Source organism: Trinickia dinghuensis (assembly GCF_003367175.1).
GTDB classification, from domain to species: domain Bacteria; phylum Pseudomonadota; class Gammaproteobacteria; order Burkholderiales; family Burkholderiaceae; genus Trinickia; species Trinickia dinghuensis.
In genome coordinates this window covers 85,132-103,647 of record NZ_QRGA01000001.1, presented here as the reverse complement: position 1 = coordinate 103,647, position 18,516 = coordinate 85,132, and the positions used below count along the sequence as shown (strand labels likewise).

Here is an 18,516-nt window from a genome sequence, read left to right as displayed (position 1 = left end):
GGGGAAATTTACAAGCGTTGATAGACCGTAGCGGTGTCCTTCAAAAAATGCTGAAGCTCGTCCTGCCGGCGCGATTCGGACCATCCCAGAACCCGAGCGGCAATGCGGGACAGAGCTTCAGCGCGGTCAAGGCCCAATGAAGGATCTAAACCGTCGGGCAGCCGGCGGCGAATGAAATCGGCCAGGCGCACAACGTGTTCCTCCCTCAGAATCCTTTCAAGATCTTTGGCCTCGGCCGAACCACCCGACCGATACAGCATTCCTTTGGGCCGCTTCCCACGCGCACCGAGAAATGTCTCGACCGACTTCGCGGCCAGACGGCCGGCGTGGCGGTGCATCATGATGTATGAGCCCGTAACCGTTACGAGGCCCGGTGTTTTCGGGTCTGTGATTGCACGCACGGGGAGGCTGACCGTTTGGCCGTCGAGTGTCGACATGGGGCGCACGCCGCACCAGCAATGCTGAACATCCCTACGGGTCAGCCTGAGCTCAGGGAATAGCAGATTGGCTTCGCCGAGGATGTAGTCGATTTCGGATTCGAGCACACGGACATCATCCGGGTTCTCGCTGACGACGGTTTCGGTCGGCCCGATAAAGTGAAAATCGCCCCATGGGAACACATAGAATGTTTCGCCTTTGCTGGAAAATGCTTCGAGTCCCTGACCGCGCCAGGCATCGGGCAGGCGCACCATCACGTTCACGCCTTTCTTCCCTATCACGCGCTTCCCTTCACTGCCGCCGCCTCCGGACACTCGGTCAACCCACGGACCTGCGGCATTCACAACCGTCCGGGCTTTGACGATGGCCCGGCCATCCAATTCGGGGGCCTGTTCATCCAGCGTTACTTCCCAGACCGAGTTTCGCCTTTCGATTGCAGTCACCGTCGAATAAGTGCGAATCGTGGCTCCGCGTTGTTCCGCATCCAAGGCTGTATCGACACAAATGCGCTCAGGCCACGCATACATGTATTCCTCGAACACTCCAACGCTGGACAGGGGACCGCCCAAGCACGCGACCAGTTCGCTTTCGTTGGCAGCCTGCATAGGAGAAATCTTTCGATATGCCAGGGGTACGTTGCGGCTGGCGACGGTCTCCATCAAATGAAATCCGAAGCCTACGAGCCAATGAGGATAACGGTCCCCCTCCCGAAACGGATAGTGAAAGCGGTGTTTGGTGAGTCTGTGCGGCAGATCGGCAACCAACTCAGCACGACAGTGCATGATATTGCGAGCGTAGAGGAACCGCCGCATCATCTCAACAGGGCGGAATGGAATTTGCCATAACGGGAAGCCGGGCGCCATGTAGCCTACGCCAGAATAAAGCATTCGGCTGGAGCGTGACGAGGTACCCGTACCGATATCACCGCGGTCCACCAGCAGGGTCTTGAACCCCCGCCCGGCCAGTTCACGCGCAGCGGCGCAACCCACTGCGCCAGCGCCAACTACCACGACATCCCACATTTCTCGGGCGAGGGAATGCAAAAGCGAGCGCGTCATGTAAAACCTTTCCTCAAAACAGTTGCAAAATCGCAGTCCTTTCTCAACCTATTGAACCGCCGAAGCATCAGGCCATTTTTCGCATATGCCGGCACTTCAACCCTGCTTTGACATTAGAAGCCTGAATACATGATCGCTTGCCGCCCTCCAGGCCACGTTGGCGCCGAGCCTGTGTAGGACCTCCAACCCTTCGGCTGTGAATGTCCCTGGTATGGCGATCGATTCACCAATTTGTCTGGGCGTAGCGGACATCTTGTAACGGGAGTAGGCCACGCAATCTTCGACACTACTCAGCGTCAGATCTTTCGCACGTTGTGCTGATAGACCTTGCTGTACGAACCATTGCTGCAGTTCATCAGCAAGAAAGTAGAACCAGCCGTTCATGCACGCCGCCACCGTTGCCAGCTCGAACTCGCGCTCCGTGACCAAAGGAATGACATTCCCCAACGGTGCAAGCAGTTGCGCTGCTATCGATTCGGCAGGAAAGAACACGACGGTCGAGTGATTGATCTCGGATGCAGCGGACAACATGGCCCGGCAACAGTCCCTGGTTCCGAATAGCTTCTGCAATTCGGCCAGCGACACACCCATGACGACAGAAATGAGTGGCTGGTCGGGCCGTAGCTTGACTTCTTGTGCGAGATCCAGAAGATGGGTGGGCCTTACGCCGATGATGATGACGTCCGCCTCATCAGCCACGGCCTGATTCGTTTCCATCATCACGCAAGCGAGGTCTCTTGAAAGCATTCCGCCTCTCTCGTGATTCCTGGGGGAAAGAAGCACGTGCAACTCGCTTCCGTGACGATATAGCCCGCGAACCATCTTTTCGGTCAGGTCACCTACGCCAAGCACGCCGAGTTTGAGCATCGCAATGCCTCTCCCATCTGGGTATAACGAAGAAGGCTGCTGCTCGGCGTCTTCGCCGAGCAGAACTCATTCAGGTGGTACCGCTCGATGACGACTAGTTGCGCGCCAGCCACGTCGCAAAACGCTGATTGAGGTCGTCGCTGTGGTCCGCCCACCAATCGAAGTCCACATCTAGCGCGGTCTTTGCGTTGTCCGGAGCGGTCGGCAGATACGGCTTTGCCGTGTCACTGACCAACGGCACCGCGGATTCGCGCAGAGGACCGAATGCCACTGCCGACACAAGATTGGCCAAGATATCCGGCTTCGTCGCAAATCGGACGAACTGACGCGCTTCTTCGAGGTGCGGGGTTCCTTTGACAATCACGTAGCCCTCGAGATACCTGAGCTGACCATCCCACATAAAGGCAAACGGCTGCTTGTCTTTAACTATCGCGTCGTAGATTCGCGAATTGTATGCGGCGGCCATGGTGACTTCTCCGTCAGCCAGCAATTGCGGAGCCTGTGCTCCGGTTTCCCACCAGACGATCGAACTCTTGATCGTGTCCAGCTTCTTGAACGCCCTATCTACGCCTTGCGGCGTCGATAGGGTTTTGTAGACGTCCGCTCGCGGCACGCCGTCTGCCATCAATGCCCACTCAAGCGCCCCTTCGGGAGATTTGTGCATCGCCCGCTTACCGGGGAAACGCTTCAAATCGAAGAAGTCTGCAATGGTCTTCGGCTGGCTCCCTTTGAACTTGCTCTTGTTGTAGACAACCACGAGCGACCAGATTTCGTTACCGGCCATGCAGCTGTTGAGGCCCTTCGCCATGTAGTCTTTTGCTGCGGGCGTTCCGTCTTTTGCTGGAGCCAAGTCCGCGGGATTGATTTTTTCGAGCAGGCCCTCGTCGCACGCACGTATTGCGTCGGATAACTGCATGTCCACCACGTCCCAGGTCACGTTCTTGGTTTCAACCTGGGCACGCACCTGTGCGACACCGCCGCTGTAGTTGTCGACCTTCACGTTGATCCCGCTTGCCTTCTGGAAGGGACTGATCGTGGTCGCTACCTGTGAGTCTTCATAGGAGCCACCCCAAGACACCACGGTAAGACTCTTGGCATATCCCATCTGTGCCGCGCAGAGGAGCGCACACGACAACATGATTCGCTTCATCTAATTCCCCTTGACGTGTCCAACCAAAAGTGAAAATTGCTAACTGGATGTGCTTTTGTGAAATTGAAGCTAGATACTCGATAGATCTGATTTCGCGAAGGTTCCAGGAGGAGCGTTCGGCAGCGATATCCGTTCATGCGTGCTCACATCGGCGAGCAACGCTGAAAATAAATTGAGGCTTCAATTCAAGTTCGAGGCAGCGGTGTCGCGCCGATGTCACGCCACTACTTCCCATTCAGGCAATCGCTTCCTGGCAGTTGTCAGCTTGTCATCGGCCGGCAATTCTTCACCATTCGTGTTTGGCGCTCATCAACTTCTCGAGGATCCTGTCCAACTCGCGTCTATCCTTGTCGTTCAACGCCTTTAGCATCAGGGTTTGGCGGGCAACAGCGACCGGCAACACCCGCTCGTAAAGTCGCAGGCCGCTTTCGTTGAGAACCAGCGGACTTTCGCGGCGATCGTAAGCGTTGGTCTTTCTTTTGATCATTTTTCGCTCGACGAGACTGTTGACCGCTCGGCTAATACTATTCTTCGGCCGTCCGGTCACTTCACAGACGTTTTTTGCGAGCAACGAACCGCAGGACGCGAGCGAATAGAGTACGTTGAACTCATCGCGCGTAACATCGAAATTCTCTGCTAGTTCAGCGAAAATCGGTTCGCAATAGAAGTTCCCCCATAGTGTCAGGCGCCACATGTCGGTAAGTGGCCCCTGCCTCACGATCCGATCGAAGACGTCGTCGTCGGCCGGCCGCGATGCCGCATCCCGCTCCGCAATCCTTGCTGCCTTGACCACCTTTGAGTTGTTTTCCATGCGGTATCCCTTTCTTCGTCTGTACTATCAGGCAGTCAACTCATTTAGTACCATTTGGAACTAATCGTTGAATTTAGACTAGTCCCGGGTGGAACCAACTGTCAACTGGCCAACAAACGGTGTTTACCCCCACCCACGAGAAGGGCGCTCACGCCCGGTGTTCTGAACGAGTGGGGTAAGGCCGGACGGCCCTTGGGGAGGAGGTAGGTGTCTTTGGGAGCGATGGAACCGAGCGTATCGCCATCGGGGAGATGGCGGATCGGCAGGGGCGTGCTATCCGCCGGAGAGTAAGCATGGGAGGAATCGAGCCGCGCAGGTGCGGCGCTCAGCTCCAGTTTCGATGCTAGTGCTAGCTTTGGGTGTTCGTGCGCTTCTTCTTGGCCGGCTTGGCCGCCACGCCTTCCCAAGCCTGCTCGTCGAGCAGTCGGGCGTACAACCGGTCCCGATCCTTGCGCGTCAGCGACGAGATCCCGAGCAGCGTCGCAAAGGCGAGCCCGCTGGCGGCGAGCGATCGAATCAGCGCAAGGTCAAGGTCGGGTGACTCCTCTTCGACCTGCTTCAGCGCTTGCGCATCCTGCGCCCGAAATTTTTCGAGCAGTTCCGGGTTCGGGTTCGCAATGAGCGTAGCCAGGACGGCCCGGGCCACCGAGTGCGGCTGGTTGGCCGATTCGCGATAAATCGCGATTCGGGACGCGACCGTCGGCTCCGTTTTCGATGCGCCTTCCTTGGCCAGATAGTCCCGGGCAACCCGTTCGAAGTGCTGGCTTTGATATTCGGCCAACGCGTCCAGCACCCCATTCTTGGTTCGGAACTGATGCAGCAGGCCGCCTTTGCTGACGCCGCTTTCGCGCGCCAGCGCATCGAAGGTCAGGCCGCTCACACCGTCGCGCTCGAGGATGACGAGCGCGGCTTCGATGGCCTTGTTGCGTGTGAGCTCCGAGCGGGTTTGGTTGTCCATTGTCGATAAAAAGTGATCGGTGCGACGATCGGCATCATCGCATACGGTGTTTCGGCTTTCCTGCCCCATGGTGTCGCGGCGCAAGCGGCGCCGCCGCATTTTATGTCATCTCAGTGTCAACTTACAAACCGTCTGGACGGTTTACATGGTCGCTTGACCGTGATACTTTTCGGCCTCCCGCTGGGGCTTGGCGATCCTGACCGATTGCTCGGGCTCGGAACGAAACGATTTGAAGGAGAGCGCGATGTACCTGAACAAGAAGGTCGGTTTTTTCATGATGTGCGCCGCGGTGTCGGCCTTTACGGGCTGCGCGAGCGAGAAGCCGGTGGCGTACTCCGGCATTGCGTCCGCGTCCTACTTGCAGACGAACGTCGACGACAAGACGGGCCGCATCCCGTACACGTACTCGCGCCAAGTCAATTGGCGCAGCTATACGGGCGTCATCGTCGACCCGGTCGAGATCTATCGGGGGAGCGACAACCAATTCGGCGATATGAAGGACGAGGACAAGCTCGACTTGGCGAACGACATGCAAAAGACGTTCGCCGAGCGGCTTGGAAAACGCTTCGCCGCCTCGAACCAACCGGGGCGCGGTACGCTGCGCGTCAAACTGATCCTGACCGGCGCCGAGACGACGACGCCCTTTCTCGGCCAGTTCGTTCACTTCGACATCGGGGGCAACGTCTATAACGGCGTGGCAGCGGCCGCCGGCGGCAAGAGCGCGTTCGGCGGCTCGGTCAGCTTCGCCGTGGAGGTCTATGACAGCGCGAGCGGACAACTGCTGAACGCCTATGTGTCGAAGCAGTATCCGAATGCGATGAACCTCGCGGCGAGCTTCGGCTCGCTAGGCGCCGCCCGCACGGGTATCGACAAGGGCGCCGACGCGCTCTTGGCGCGGCTTCAGTGATGCGATGACGCAGACCGACCCGCAAGGCGATCCCACCGCCCGGCCGATCCTCGAGCCCGTCTTCGACGAGCGCCGATGGAGTGTATCGCCGGTCTGGCTCGTTCCCGCGATCGCGGCCGCCGTCGGTCTGTGGCTGCTCTTTCACGCATGGGCGGCGAAGGGCCCGGAGATCACGATTCGCTTTCGAACGGCCGAGGGGATGATTGCCGGAAAGACGCTCGTCAAGTACAAGGACGTCGTCGTCGGCAAGGTATCGTCGGTCGAACTCACGGAGGACGGCGCAGGTGTCGTGGCTGACGTCGCGCTGTCTAGCAACGCGAAAACCCTCGCCACGGCGGGCACGCGATTTTGGGTCGTGCGTCCGCGCCTGGGCGTGGGCGGGCTGTCGGGCGTCGATACGATTCTTTCCGGCGCGTACATCGCCGCCGACAGAGGTGCCGGACGGGAATCCGAGCGAACGTTCATCGGTCTGGAAACGCCGCCCACCGTGATCAACGGCACGCCGGGCCATACCTTCGTGCTGCACGCCGAGGATCTCGGTTCGCTCGACGTGAATTCACCCGTTTATTTCCGGCGTGTTCAGGTGGGGCGCATTGCATCCTACGCGCTCGACGACGACGGCAAAGGCGTGACGTTGCAAGTGTTCGTCGACGCACCCTATGACCGCTTCGTCACCCCCGATACGCGCTTTTGGAATGCGAGCGGCGTCGACATCGCACTGGGCGCGACGGGGATCAAGGTCAATACGCAATCGCTTGCCACCGTCGTCGCGGGAGGCATCGCCTTTGCCAACCCGGCGAGCGATGCCGCGTCAACCTCTTCGCAGCAGGTGCATTACGTTCTGGCGAACGATCGGCAGACGGCGATGAATCCGCCTAAAGGGCCGTCGCTGCGCTTCGAATTGCGCTTCGCCGAGTCGCTGCGCGGGCTGTCGCTGGGCGCGCCTGTTTATTTTGCCGGTGTCGAGGTGGGCAGCGTTGCCTCGGTCTCGTTGGCCTACGACCCGGCGACGCATCGCTTTCCGACGGTCGTGATGGCGGACGTGTTTCCGTCGGCGATGGGCAACGTACTGCAAACGCTACCGAAGGCGCGCGGGACGGTCGACGAACAAGCCGCGGCGTTTCTCGGCGTGCTCGTCGCGAACGGCCTGCGCGCTCAGGCTCGCACCGGCAATCTCCTGACGGGGCAGCTCTACGTGTCGCTCGACTTCGTGCCCAACGCGGCACCGGTGCGCTTCGATGCATCTCGCCGGCCCGTGTGGATTCCGACGACCTCGGGCGGTTTCGATCACATCGAAGACCAGGTGGCATCGATCTTGGGCAAGCTCGACAAGATGCCGTTGGCGCAGATCGGACAGCACTTGGACACCACCCTCGTGAACCTCGACCAAACAATCGCGCAAGTGAACCATGCGGTGTTGCCGCAAGCGACCAAGACGCTTGCGCAGGCGCAGTCGACATTCGAGCAGGCGCAAAACGCCGTTTCGAGCGATGGGCCGCTGCAGCAGAGGCTGATGCGGACGCTGGATCAATTGAGCGACTCCGCCCGCTCGCTGCGAACGTTGACTGATCTTCTGAGCCGACACCCTGAAGCGCTCGTTCGAGGTTTGAAGCCGAGCCCGGACTTGCCGTCTTCCTATGACCTACACGGACCGTCTTCGCGGGAACCGTCGAAATGAAACGAAACGCTTTATTCGCCGTCACGTGCCTAGCGTGCGCGGCCCTGTTCGCGGGATGCGGCGCGTCGCCGGTTCACTACCACACGCTGGCTTCGTCGCAGCCATTCGAGCATGCCGCTCGAACTCGCGCCGATTTCGCGATCGACGTGATGCCGGTCCGCATGCCGCCAAGTCTGGATCAAGCGTACCTCGCGATCAGAACGGGTCAAACGGAGGTCGAGTTCGTGGACGACGAACGTTGGGCGTCTCCGCTCGGGAACGAGATCAGGGCCGCGCTCTCCAGGAGGCTGGCGTCTCGCTTGGATACGGACGATGTGGGCGATGTGGACGGTCTGGGCGATACGTCGTCGCCGTCCGATATCAATGCCGATTCCGGTTTCAGTTCCAATTCGAATTACAACAAGCCGGTCGCGACGATCGAGGTGGAGATTCGGCAGCTCGATGTCTGGCCCGGGAGCCGCGTGCAGCTCACGGCCGGCTGGAAAGCCCGCTTATCCGATCGCAAGGCAGGGGGCCTAAGCTGCGTGACGCAACTGCAAGCACCGGTCGCGGCGCGGGACTACGGCAGCGTTGTGCAGGCCCAGCAAGCGGCGATTCTGGAACTGGCCGACATCATCGGCGCCGATGTCATATCGCTCGAGAAGTCTGCTCCGGCGCAGCGGTCTTGTTCGAGTGCCGAGCATGCTCCAGCGATAGCTTCGACAGATTAGCGACGCAGCGCGGAATTTGCTCGGCCGGCAACGCCGCGGAGAACAGGAAGCCTTGCACGACCGGGCAGCCGTATTGGGTTAGGAATGCCAACTGATCTCCCCGTTCGACGCCTTCCGCCACGATCTGAAAGCCCAAGCTGCGCGCGAGCGCCAGGATCGCCCGGATGATCGCTTCGTCCGCCCGGCTCGCACCGATGCCGCGCACGAACGACATGTCGATCTTGAGCCGGTCCGCATGGAAGGTGCGCAGGTACGACAGGCTCGAGTAGCCCGTGCCGAAATCGTCGATCGCGATCGAGACGCCGATCTCGCCCAGTGCGCGCAGCGTCGGCAGCGCGCCCGGCGCGACGAGGGCGCCTTCGGTGATCTCCAGTTCGAGCAGGTTCGGGGCAAGCTCGGACGAGGCGAGCGCGCGGCGTACCGTGTCGGCGAAATCGGGGCGCGCGAGCTGGCGCGGCGACACGTTGACCGACATCCGCATGCCGGGAAGATCTCGCTCCCACTGTCTTGCTTGCGCGCAGGCGGTGCGCAGCACCCATTCGCCCATCGGCCCGATCATGCCGTTTTCCTCGGCAATCGGGATGAAGGTGGCGGGACTGACCGAGCCGAACTCCGGATCCCGCCAGCGGATCAGCGCCTCGACGCCGCTCACGCGGTGGCTTCGCACGTCGACTTGCGGCTGGTATGCGAGTTCGAAGGCATGGTGCTCCACGGCGTCGCGCAATCGCCGCGACAGCGCGATGCGTTGATCGGCCGCCGATGCCAGGGTCTGCTTGAAGCGCTCGACGCCGTTGCGTCCGCGCGTCTTGACTTGATACATCGCGAGGTCCGCGTGCTTCAGCAAGGCCTCGGCGTCGGCCCCGTCCTCGGGGTAGCACACGACGCCGATACTCATCTGGACGCGCAGCTGCATGTCGTCGATTTGCACGGGGGTCTCGAAGGCATGACCGATGTGCCCGAGCAAGGCGGTGAGCCGTCCGTCTTGATGGGGGCGCGTCAACATCGCCACGAACTCGTCGCCGCCATAGCGTGTGACCGTCCCTCCCGCGCTGACGCAGCGCGAAAGGCGCTGCGCGGCTTCGCGCAGCAGCCGGTCTCCGGCGCCGTGCCCCAGGCTGTCGTTGACGTCCTTGAAGTGATCGATGTCCATGAACAGCAGCGCGAACTCGCGCTGGTCTCTGATCGCCTGATCGACCAGCTCGTGTAGGGTCACGCGGTTCGGCAGGCCGGTCAGATCGTCGCGTCGAGCCTGCGCGAGCAGCCGCTTGCGCGCTTCGATCTTTTCCGTGACGTCGATCGCGGTGATGAAGCACGCTTCGCGCCGCGCGTAGGTGAGCAGGTGATACGACAGATCCACGTAGAGCGTGCTGCCGTTGTCGCGCCGATGCCGGCACACGCCGGCGGCCCCGCTAAGGGTGCCGGCTTCGCGCAGGCTGCGCAGGTCATGCAGGAATGCCGGCACGTCGGCCGGCGCATAGAGCGAGGGCATGTCCCGCGCGCAAAGCTCGTTGCGGCTGTAGCCGTACTGCGGTTCGGCGGCGAGATTCGCCGTGATGATCTCGAGCGTGTCGATATCGAAGATCAGCATCGGCAGCGGGTGATTGTCGAAGTACTCGCGGAACCGGCGTTCGTTCTCGGCCTCGATCAGATGCACCCGCTGCCGCGCAAGCCCTGCCCGGTAGTGGGCGAGAAACGCGTAGCCGAGCAGCACGCACGCGGCCATCCCGGTCAGCGCGAGCACGATGCCTTCGATCGCCATGTGCTGGTTGGCGCTGTCGGATTCGGACCGCAATATTTCGGTCTGCACCTGACGGCGGTCGTCCAGTTGAGTGGCGATCTGCGCGAGCAATCGGTTCGCTTCGAGGAGTTTGACGCTGTCGACGGAGGCGCGGCCGCCGGCAAGGCGGGCGTTGACGGCGATTTGCGCGAGCTGCCATGACCAGCGCGCGGTTTCGTCCCGCAGCAGTTGGATGGCGGCCGTGCCTTCGGGATCGTTCGCGTACTTTGCCTGCAGCCGGCGGAAGCATCGGACTGCCGCTCCGACGCGCGGCACCGGCCATGCGTACGATGCCACGCGGGCGGTGCCGAGTCCTTCCAGGAAGTCGGCGTTGGCGCTCAGATACAGGGCCTGCAGGTTGTCGATGTCGTTGCGGGTTCGGAGGGCGTGGATGCGTTGCGCGTTCGAGTGCGCGCGCCATGTGACGGTGTATCCGACCCCGGATGCGAGCATAGCCAGCCCGGCGACCACCATCAAGGTCGTGATGGGAAGTCGACGGTCGATGCCGAGGTAGTGCTGCCGCCACCGCCCAACGGTGCGCGCGAGGCCGGTATAGAGAGCCGGTATCATCGAATAGTATTGCGGCGGAATATACGAAAATGAAGTAGCACGCTTTACGCCGGCGCCGGTCGGCTGGATACGGTTCCAGACCGCCGAGCGCGGGGCCGCGCTTGGGTCTCCTTATTGGTTATCGGTGCGAGCCGCGAAAACTTCAGTGCGGTAGTGGAGGTTCTCGGCTGATGGGAGTTTCAGCGCCTCGTTATCCCGGTGGCGCTGAAACGATGCCGTGCCGCAGGCATGGCGGGGGAAGGGGAAGGAAGGGAAAGCCGAGGGCGGGCCTCTTTTCCGAAGCGCCGGCGCTCGTCACTGAATGCAAATGTTGCTCAGATCGACCGTCCTGCGAAAGATGCTCCGGTTCAACCACGGCACGAACGTGTACTCGTAATAGGCGTGCGTGGAAACATGAATCCAATGACTCAAAACGTTCGGCATGGCCTTACCCGTCGATCGACTCGCCTCACCGCCTGTGAGCTGCTTTGGGCCACGGAGGTTCGAACCGATCCGCACTGCGCAAAACCATCATTCCCACGTCGAGGCATCTTCTCGTCGCACGCGTGGCGTTCGTCGCGTGCGGCATGGCCGCGCATCGGCCATGGGTAAAAGGTAAGACTGTTTTGCATCGACGGCCATTCTACGAATGGTTCGCCGTGCTCGCGCCTTGGCATGCCGCGCTCATACGCGCGTATATCCGTGTAGACCCGAGGTGCGCGGCTTCAACCCTTCGGCAGTGAGATGCGATCGGCGGCGCGCCCGTTGCAGAGCATGCACATCAGCGGGATATGTGCGACAGGCGTTATCCGCCGCGTGAGGGAATCGGGCCGGCCGCGGCCGTGCAGGACGGCGAACGGGGCGCGCCGCCGGCTTCGATAATGGCGGGCGCTGCCGCGCTGAGCTTTGGTCGACATGGCGCGTCTCGATAAAAAGTATCAAATACGTCTTGCAAATCAGGGGCAGACGATTGGATGCCGGCTTTTTTTTGTTTTCGTATCGAGGCTTCGCCAGTCGCGCGGGACAGTGACATCTCCACGATATAAAAGCGGCACGCAACGCGCAAACCTACGAAGGGCTGATCGGCCTTCAACGCGGGGATGAGCCGATCATCCTTCCGTATAGTGGCGCTCCCTAGCGGGCGTCCTAGACTCTCATGATGAATACGTGCCGGATCTAGACCTGATCAACGCTGCCTTGTTCGACGCAGCGAGGAGTTCCGTATGGGTGCGGGGCGAACCGTTTCGATCGTCGACGATGACGAGGCCGTCCGTCTGGCCGTTGCGAGCCTGGTTCGCTCATTGGGCTGGGAGGCGCGTTTGTTCGCGTCGGCCGAAGATTTTCTGGCTTCCGGGCAAATCGGCGACACCACATGCTTGATTTCCGACGATCGCATGTCGGGCATGCCGGGCGCGGCCATGTACGACCGCCTCCTGCAACTCGGCTACGCCACGCCCGTCATTTTCATCACCGCGTTTCCGACTCCCGAATTACGCGCGAAGCTCGGCGCGAGCGGGGTTCTGGCCGTCGTCGAAAAGCCGTTCGACGCACACACGATCGAGCATTGGCTCAACGTTGCTTCGAGGCGTCCATGAAGTGGGGCTTGGACAACTGCGGCTTGGCGCGCAACGCCTCCGCTTTTCTGACGAGATCGGCCACCGAGCGGGCGCCCATCTTTCTCATGACCTGGCCGCGATGAATCTTCACGGTGATTTCGCTGAGATTGAGTTCCGACGCAATCTGCTTGTTCAGCATGCCGGTCACCACGAACTCCATCACCTCCCGTTCGCGCGGTGTCAGTAAATCGTAGGCGGCACAGAGAGAAGCGATCGATTGCTCGGCGGCGAGCCGCTCGGCGTCCCGCGTCAATGCGTTCGATACCGCGTCGATCATGTCCTGATCGCGAAAGGGCTTGGCGAGGAAGTCGACGGCGCCCGCTTTCATCGCCTTCACGGTCATCGCGATGTCGCCATGGCCCGTGATGAAGACGATCGGCATGCGCAAGCAGCTTCGCGCCAGCTCTTCCTGAAACGCAAGCCCGCTTTCGCCGCGCAATCGCACATCGAGCACGAGGCAGCTCGGCGTTTCGCCTTTCGGAAACGACAAGAACGTCTGTGACGATTCGAACGTTTCGACATGCAGCCCGATCGAGCGGAACAGGCTGCTCAGCGCCAGCCGCATCGATTCGTCGTCGTCCAAGACATAGACGATCGGCCGCCGCTCCTGCGCCGCGCCGCCGGCCGGTGTTTGATCGGAAACCAGACTCATCCCTTGCCCCTTCCCAATGCTTCCCTCTGAGGTTTACGCGCGCGTCAGCTGTCAGCATTGCAAAAATCCATTTTACGCGCAAGAAATGTGGGGCAGCGGTGTATTAGGGTACGTCCGCTGCGCTAGTATGTGACTCCAGGCTCATCCTGCGAGCCGTTTGGATTCGTCTTCGATGCGGGTAAATCGACCCCGGCTGGGCCATAGGGGAGCGGCATGAGGGGCAGCCTTTTGGCATGCCTCTGGTTTTTTGCATGCATGTCGCCGAACGCCATGGCGCACGATCCGGAGCAAGCCACCGTGCAGCGCGTGACGGCCTTAGCCTCGCCGCGCGAACTGGCCGAGGCTCAGCGCGTCGTCGACGCCGCGGAGCAACCCGCGGCCCCCTGGAGTGGGCCGCGTACCGGGCCGCGGGCGCAACCGGGAAAGCATATCGCGGTCTTCGCCGAGGATCTGCGCAACGGCGGCATCCTTGGCGTCGTCGACGGTGTGCTGGAGGCGGCGAAGGTCACCGGCTGGAGCGTGAAGATATTCGACGACGTCGGCGCGCCCGACCTGCGGCTGAAGCTGCTGGCCAGCGCGCTGGCGGGGAATCCGGACGGGCTCGTCATCGTCGGCAGCGATGCGCACTCGCTGCTGCCCGGGCTGGAGCCGTTCGCCGCGCGCGGCATTCCGATCGTCGGCTGGCATGTTGCCGCGAAGGCCGGGGCGGTGCCGGGGACGCCGGTGGCGATGAACGTGTCGACCGATCCGCTCGAAGTGGCTCGGGTGACGGCGCTGGCGGCCATCGTGCAATCCGGCGGGCACGCGGGCGTCGTCATTTTCACCGACTCGAGGTATCGCGTCGCGCAAGGCAAAGCCGACGAAATGGCCGCGGTCATACGCGCATGCAGCGGCTGCACGCTGCTCGAGATGCGCGACGTGGCGATCTCGCGGAGCGAGGAAACGATGCCGCGCACGACACGCGCGTTGCTCGCGCAGTACGGTAAGCGCTGGACCTACGCGCTGGCGATCAACGACATCTACTTCGACTACGCGGTCCCGGTTCTGACGCAGGCCGGCACGCCGAACGGCGCCCTCTCCATGCTCTCCGCCGGAGACGGCAGCGAGTCCGCCTTTCTGCGCATCCGCACCGGCACCTTCCAGACCGCCACGGTTGCCGAGCCGCTGAATCTGCATGGCTGGCAGCTGATCGACGAGATGAACCGGCTCTTCGCCGGACAGCCGGTCACGGACTATGTGTTTCCCGTCCACCTCGTCACCGCCGGCAATGTCGGCGCGGACGGCGGCGATCGCCTGCTTTACGATCCCGCCAACGGCTACCGCGATATTTATCGCCACATCTGGCAACGTCCGTGAAACTATCGCTTCCCCAGTCGCTCACCGCACAATTCTCGCTCGGCGCATTCGGTGTGGCCGCGTTGGCGGTCGTGCTCGGCGCCACGACGATCTACTCGCTGACCGGCTCGGCCCACGCGCTGCGCCAGTTGGCCGAAGACCGGCTCGCGCGGCTGCAGGACGCCCAGGATTTGGCGCAGCAAACGCTGACGATCGAACGCCTGGCGCTGCAGTTCTCGAGCGACACGACCGTCGCCGCCGTGCGGGGCACGCAACGGCAGGTCATCGATCACCTGGCGTCGTTCGACCGCTTGGTCGACGCGTTGGCCTCGACGACGCCGACGCGCGAAGATATCGGCGTCGATACGCTAGCGCTGCATCGATCGAGTCAGTGTTTCCGCAATACGATCAACATCGAGGCGCAACTGCGCGAGACGGCGCTGGCCGTGGGCAGCATGGCGCGGCCGGATGCGGGGTTATCGAACTTGGACGACGATCTGCATCGGCAGGCCAATGCGCTCGCCGTGGCGGCCCGCCAGCAATCCGAGCATTTGACCGCCGAGTACCGCAAGGCCGTTCAAAACCTGGCCAACCGGTCGGACCGCACGCGTGCGTGGGTCGTGGGGGAAGTGGCCGTGTGCCTGCTGCTGGCCTGGCTGATCGCCCAGGTGTTCTTCGGCCGCCATGTCGTGGGGCGGCTGCGCCGCGTCAGCCTCGCCTTGCGCTACGGCGATGCGGACGACCGGGCCAGCGTGCCGGTGCGCGGCCGCGACGAGATCGCCGATATGGCGCGCGCGGTCGAGCAGTTCCTCGAGGATCGGCGCCAGCGCAAGCAAGCCGAGGAGGCGCTCAAGACCCTGAACGCCGAACTCGAGGAGCGCGTCGCGCAGCGCACGGCCGAACTGAGCACGGCGCTCGCGGGCCGCACGGCGGAGATCGCCATCCGGCAGCAGGCCGAAGAAATCGCGCGGGCGAGCGAGCACTTTCTGAACAGCATCATCGAAAGCATCCCGGACACGATTTTCGTCAAGGATGCGGCCACCCTGCGCTTCGTGCGCTTCAACAAGGCGGGGGAGCAACTGCTCGGCTACCGCAGGGAGGAACTGCTCGGCAAATCGGTCTATGATCTGTTTCCCGCGCAGGAAGCTGAATTCTTTGCCGTCAAGGATCGCGACGTGCTCGAGTCGCGGCAGATGGTCAACATTCCGGAGGAGTCGGTTCTTACCCGTCATGGGCCCCGGTGGGTGCATACGATGAAGATCCCGATCCTCGACGTGCGCGGCGAGCCGCAGTTTCTGCTCGGCATCTCGCGCGACATCACGGACCGCAAGCGCGAGCAGGCCGAGCTGCGCGAGAGCGAGCGGCGCTACCGGGAGGTTCAAACCGCGCTTGCGCATGCGAACCGCGTGACGACGATGGGGCAGCTCATGGCCTCGATCAGCCACGAGATCAAGCAGCCGATCGCGGCGAGCACCACCAACGCTCAGGCGGGACAGCTTTGGCTGCGGGCCCAGCCCCCCAATCTCGACGAAGTTCGGCAGGCATTGAAGCGTATCGACAAGGACATGAAGCGCGCCAGCGACGTCATCAATCGCATTCACGGCCTCGTCAAAAAATCTCCGCCGGTCATGCAGCGGCTGCAGATCAACGAGGCGATCGGCGAGATCGTCGTACTCATGCGCAGCGAGATCGTGAGAAACGGCGTCTGCGTCAAAATGCGGCTCGCGCAGGATCTGCCTTTCGTCGAAGGCGATCGTGTCGCGCTCCAGCAGGTGATGCTGAATCTGATCCTCAATGCGGTCGAGGCGATGGGCGCGGGCGAGGAGCACGCGCGCGATATGACCATCGGCACGGGCAAGCATGGCGAGGATGGAGTTGCCGTTTCCGTGTGCGACTCGGGGCCGGGGGTGGCGGCCGACGACGTGGAGCAGCTGTTCGAGCCGTTTTACACGTCGAAGGCGAGCGGGATGGGCATGGGGTTGTCGATTTGCCGGTCGATCGTCGAGGCGCATGGAGGAAAGCTGTGGGTGAGCCCCAACACGCCTCGCGGCGCCGTGTTTCAATTCACGGTGCCGGTTCGCGGAAGCGGCGTAGCCGCGTGAAAGCAACGCGTGTCCCCGGGGTGCGTCTACGTAATTTCTCCGCGCATGTTTTGCTCGCCGCGCCCATTGGGCTGCAACTGCTCCACGACCGATGCGAGCCATTCCGTTGCGCGGCCGAACGGCACCATGGCGCTGAATGCGCGAGAGTCGGCCTGCTTGGGCAGCAAGTATTTCAAGAAGGTGCTCAGCGTGCCCGAAGGGCTGCAATCGACGTAATCGACCGGACAGGAAGCCTCCATCGCGGCAATGACGCGCGAGAAGGCCACCTCCTTTCGTGCCACTTGCCACAGGTAATCGTCGGGTATCGCCTCGAGCGCGCCGCCTTGCGCGCAGCAGTACACGGGGATGCCCGACAGCCGCGGCCGCGTGCCCGCGCTCGCTTCGAGCAGCGCCGCGCGCAACGGATCGATCCAAGGCCCATGGAACGGGTAGGGCGCCGGTATGCGCAGGAACGGCACCTCGGCCTGAAACAGAAAGCCTTCGATATCCGCGAGATGCTCGTGCGGTGCCGAAAGCACGAAGTGCGAGGCGAAATTGCGGCCGCCGATGACCGAACGCGCTTGAAGATAGGGCGATGCCTCATACAATGCCGGCTTCGCGAGCACGGCGATCATGCCGCCCGGCGGGCCGTGGCGTTCGATGGCGAGCGCTTGCCGGACGACGGCCGCGAGCGCTTCCTCCATCGGGCAGCAATGTGCGACGGTCAACGCGGCGAAGGTGCCGAGGCTCGCGCCCAGCGTGCAGTCGGGCTCGACGCCGAGTGCGATCAGCGTCCGCGCGAGCGCGAACTCGACCATGAAGATCGCCGGATGCGTGAAGCGGATGTCGGTGAAGGGCTCGGCCTTGCCGTTGGGACCGTAGAGCACCGCTATGACGGAAGTGCCGAGCTGTGCCTGCACGAGCCTGTCCATGTGCTCCATGTTCATTCGGAACGTCGGATTCGATTCGTACAGTTCCCGGCCCATCTGGTAGTACTGCGAGCCTTGTCCCGCGAACATGAACGCGATCTTGCGCTTCGTCACGCCGATCTCCGCAGTACGTCGAAGGCCATCTCCTGTTCGCGCACGAAAGGCACGACGCGCCGAACCGCGATGCGCGTCGAGAGGGTGGGCCGGTTCTCGACGCATAGCGCGGCCACGCTGTCCGCGCAGGGGCGCCATTGCCGGAACGACCAGTTTTCGGGCGCGTCGTTAAGCCTGGGGTCGAAATGAACGCGCAGCGGCGCCTCGCCCCTGAAGTCGAAGCCGAACTGATCGAGCGGCAGCGAAAGTCCCTTGCCGCATGCCTTGATGTAGCTCTCCTTCAAGGTCCAGAAATCGAGGAAGCGTGCCGGCTGCAAGTGCGCCGGCAGCGATTGCAGCTGTTGCACCTCGATCGCCGAGAAAAAGCGGTCCGCGACGTCGAGCGGCATCTCGCGGTCGATGTCCTCGACGTCGATGCCGAGCCTGCGTTCGCGTGTCACGCCGAGGACGACGACGCGATCGGAGTGCGAAATGTTGAACGTGAAGCCCGAAACGCCGGGGTGCGCATTGGCGATGACGGGGCGGCCGAACGCCGTCGCCTCGAAGCGCCAATCGGCCGGTGCGATCGGCATATAGCGCGACAGAACGTATCGCACGAGCGAGCGCGTGACGAGATAGCGGCGCCGGTCTTTCTCGAAGAGAAACTTCGCGTGCTTCTTGCGTTCTTCTTCGATCAGGACCTCATCGAATTGGACTGAGAGCTCGGCGTCGGGCGCATCGGCGACGATGGCGACCCAGATATCGACGTCGCCCGGGGCGAGCGTCATTAAATCGAGCATTCGTGGGTCGAGCGCGTGCCATCCGCGCTCAACCGCGGCGGCTGCCGGATCGCCGCCGATCGTGTCGATCGTGCCGATTTTCGTTTGCATGCTTGGGTGCGTCATCA

General features: G+C 62.3%; 16 protein-coding genes. 6 read left to right on the top strand and 10 right to left on the bottom strand.

Going from position 1 to position 18,516, the window contains the following annotated elements:
- Positions 1–8 precede the first annotated feature (8 nt).
- From DWV00_RS00425 to DWV00_RS00405, 5 genes are all read right to left on the bottom strand, one after another.
- On the bottom strand, positions 9–1,496 hold the full coding sequence (locus tag DWV00_RS00425; RefSeq protein ID WP_115531577.1) for an FAD-dependent oxidoreductase: 1,488 nt from the start codon (positions 1,494–1,496) through the stop codon (positions 9–11).
- Positions 1,497–1,592: 96 nt separating this feature from the next.
- Positions 1,593–2,363, bottom strand: coding sequence for an NAD(P)-binding domain-containing protein (locus DWV00_RS00420; RefSeq protein WP_115531576.1), 771 nt, complete (start codon positions 2,361–2,363; stop codon positions 1,593–1,595).
- A 94-nt stretch (positions 2,364–2,457) separates the two neighbouring features.
- Complete coding sequence (locus DWV00_RS00415; RefSeq protein ID WP_115531575.1) at positions 2,458–3,513, bottom strand: ABC transporter substrate-binding protein; 1,056 nt, start codon at positions 3,511–3,513, stop codon at positions 2,458–2,460.
- Between the two features lie 286 nt (positions 3,514–3,799).
- A complete protein-coding gene (locus DWV00_RS00410) occupies positions 3,800–4,324 on the bottom strand; it encodes a MarR family winged helix-turn-helix transcriptional regulator (protein WP_115531574.1) in 525 nt (174 codons plus the stop codon).
- A gap of 349 nt (positions 4,325–4,673) precedes the next feature.
- Positions 4,674–5,282 carry a TetR/AcrR family transcriptional regulator gene (locus tag DWV00_RS00405; protein WP_115531573.1) on the bottom strand — a complete coding sequence of 203 codons (609 nt, stop codon included), beginning with the start codon at positions 5,280–5,282 and terminating at the stop codon, positions 4,674–4,676.
- Positions 5,283–5,526: 244 nt separating this feature from the next.
- On the opposite strand from DWV00_RS00405, the gene DWV00_RS00400 reads away from it, so the two are divergent.
- From DWV00_RS00400 to DWV00_RS00390, 3 genes are read left to right on the top strand one after another with little or no spacing between them, the layout of a single operon-like run.
- The gene (locus DWV00_RS00400) at positions 5,527–6,189 is read left to right on the top strand and encodes a DUF3313 domain-containing protein (RefSeq protein WP_115532183.1); all 663 of its coding nucleotides are present in this window, start codon (positions 5,527–5,529) and stop codon (positions 6,187–6,189) included.
- Between the two features lie 4 nt (positions 6,190–6,193).
- The gene (locus DWV00_RS00395; RefSeq protein ID WP_115531572.1) at positions 6,194–7,867 is read left to right on the top strand and encodes a PqiB family protein; all 1,674 of its coding nucleotides are present in this window, start codon (positions 6,194–6,196) and stop codon (positions 7,865–7,867) included.
- A complete protein-coding gene (locus DWV00_RS00390; protein ID WP_115531571.1) occupies positions 7,864–8,577 on the top strand; it encodes a PqiC family protein in 714 nt (237 codons plus the stop codon). The genes DWV00_RS00395 and DWV00_RS00390 overlap by 4 nt, the downstream gene beginning before the upstream one ends.
- On the opposite strand, the gene DWV00_RS00385 is transcribed toward DWV00_RS00390, so the two are convergent.
- Both DWV00_RS00385 and DWV00_RS00380 read right to left on the bottom strand, forming a co-directional pair.
- A complete protein-coding gene (locus DWV00_RS00385) occupies positions 8,495–10,924 on the bottom strand; it encodes a putative bifunctional diguanylate cyclase/phosphodiesterase (RefSeq protein WP_115531570.1) in 2,430 nt (809 codons plus the stop codon). The genes DWV00_RS00390 and DWV00_RS00385 overlap by 83 nt on opposite strands.
- A 704-nt stretch (positions 10,925–11,628) precedes the next feature.
- Entirely contained in the window at positions 11,629–11,820 is a 192-nt protein-coding gene (locus DWV00_RS00380; RefSeq protein ID WP_115531569.1) for a hypothetical protein, read from the bottom strand.
- A gap of 306 nt (positions 11,821–12,126) precedes the next feature.
- Between DWV00_RS00380 and DWV00_RS00375 the strand changes: the two genes are divergently transcribed.
- Positions 12,127–12,498: a response regulator transcription factor gene (locus tag DWV00_RS00375; RefSeq protein ID WP_115531568.1), complete on the top strand. Its 372-nt coding sequence runs from the start codon at positions 12,127–12,129 to the stop codon at positions 12,496–12,498.
- Here the strand turns inward: DWV00_RS00375 and DWV00_RS00370 are convergent.
- Positions 12,473–13,171 (bottom strand): response regulator transcription factor, encoded by a 699-nt coding sequence (locus DWV00_RS00370; protein WP_115531567.1) that lies wholly within the window; start codon positions 13,169–13,171, stop codon positions 12,473–12,475. The genes DWV00_RS00375 and DWV00_RS00370 overlap by 26 nt on opposite strands.
- Positions 13,172–13,441: 270 nt before the next feature.
- Between DWV00_RS00370 and DWV00_RS00365 the strand changes: the two genes are divergently transcribed.
- Both DWV00_RS00365 and DWV00_RS00360 read left to right on the top strand, forming a co-directional pair.
- Positions 13,442–14,527: a substrate-binding domain-containing protein gene (locus DWV00_RS00365; RefSeq protein ID WP_425452704.1), complete on the top strand. Its 1,086-nt coding sequence runs from the start codon at positions 13,442–13,444 to the stop codon at positions 14,525–14,527.
- Positions 14,524–16,608, top strand: coding sequence for a sensor histidine kinase (locus tag DWV00_RS00360; protein ID WP_115531565.1), 2,085 nt, complete (start codon positions 14,524–14,526; stop codon positions 16,606–16,608). The genes DWV00_RS00365 and DWV00_RS00360 overlap by 4 nt, the downstream gene beginning before the upstream one ends.
- Before the next feature lie 26 nt (positions 16,609–16,634).
- Here the strand turns inward: DWV00_RS00360 and DWV00_RS00355 are convergent, their stop codons facing one another.
- Positions 16,635–17,630, bottom strand: a complete 996-nt coding sequence (locus DWV00_RS00355; RefSeq protein WP_181885299.1) for an acyltransferase domain-containing protein — start codon at positions 17,628–17,630, stop codon at positions 16,635–16,637.
- Positions 17,627–18,499 (bottom strand): 4'-phosphopantetheinyl transferase family protein, encoded by an 873-nt coding sequence (locus DWV00_RS00350; RefSeq protein ID WP_181885298.1) that lies wholly within the window; start codon positions 18,497–18,499, stop codon positions 17,627–17,629. Before DWV00_RS00350 ends, DWV00_RS00355 begins: the two co-directional genes overlap by 4 nt.
- Between the last annotated feature and the right edge of the window lie 17 nt (positions 18,500–18,516).

Coding starts and splice junctions, on each gene's coding strand:
- DWV00_RS00425 (WP_115531577.1), bottom strand. CDS start 1,496: ATGACGCGCTCGCTTTTGCATTCCCTCGCCCGAGAAATGTGGGATGTC.
- DWV00_RS00420 (WP_115531576.1), bottom strand. CDS start 2,363: ATGCTCAAACTCGGCGTGCTTGGCGTAGGTGACCTGACCGAAAAGATG.
- DWV00_RS00415 (WP_115531575.1), bottom strand. CDS start 3,513: ATGAAGCGAATCATGTTGTCGTGTGCGCTCCTCTGCGCGGCACAGATG.
- DWV00_RS00410 (WP_115531574.1), bottom strand. CDS start 4,324: ATGGAAAACAACTCAAAGGTGGTCAAGGCAGCAAGGATTGCGGAGCGG.
- DWV00_RS00405 (WP_115531573.1), bottom strand. CDS start 5,282: ATGGACAACCAAACCCGCTCGGAGCTCACACGCAACAAGGCCATCGAA.
- DWV00_RS00400 (WP_115532183.1), top strand. CDS start 5,527: ATGTACCTGAACAAGAAGGTCGGTTTTTTCATGATGTGCGCCGCGGTG.
- DWV00_RS00395 (WP_115531572.1), top strand. CDS start 6,194: ATGACGCAGACCGACCCGCAAGGCGATCCCACCGCCCGGCCGATCCTC.
- DWV00_RS00390 (WP_115531571.1), top strand. CDS start 7,864: ATGAAACGAAACGCTTTATTCGCCGTCACGTGCCTAGCGTGCGCGGCC.
- DWV00_RS00385 (WP_115531570.1), bottom strand. CDS start 10,924: ATGATACCGGCTCTCTATACCGGCCTCGCGCGCACCGTTGGGCGGTGG.
- DWV00_RS00380 (WP_115531569.1), bottom strand. CDS start 11,820: ATGTCGACCAAAGCTCAGCGCGGCAGCGCCCGCCATTATCGAAGCCGG.
- DWV00_RS00375 (WP_115531568.1), top strand. CDS start 12,127: ATGGGTGCGGGGCGAACCGTTTCGATCGTCGACGATGACGAGGCCGTC.
- DWV00_RS00370 (WP_115531567.1), bottom strand. CDS start 13,171: ATGAGTCTGGTTTCCGATCAAACACCGGCCGGCGGCGCGGCGCAGGAG.
- DWV00_RS00365 (WP_425452704.1), top strand. CDS start 13,442: ATGGCGCACGATCCGGAGCAAGCCACCGTGCAGCGCGTGACGGCCTTA.
- DWV00_RS00350 (WP_181885298.1), bottom strand. CDS start 18,499: ATGCAAACGAAAATCGGCACGATCGACACGATCGGCGGCGATCCGGCA.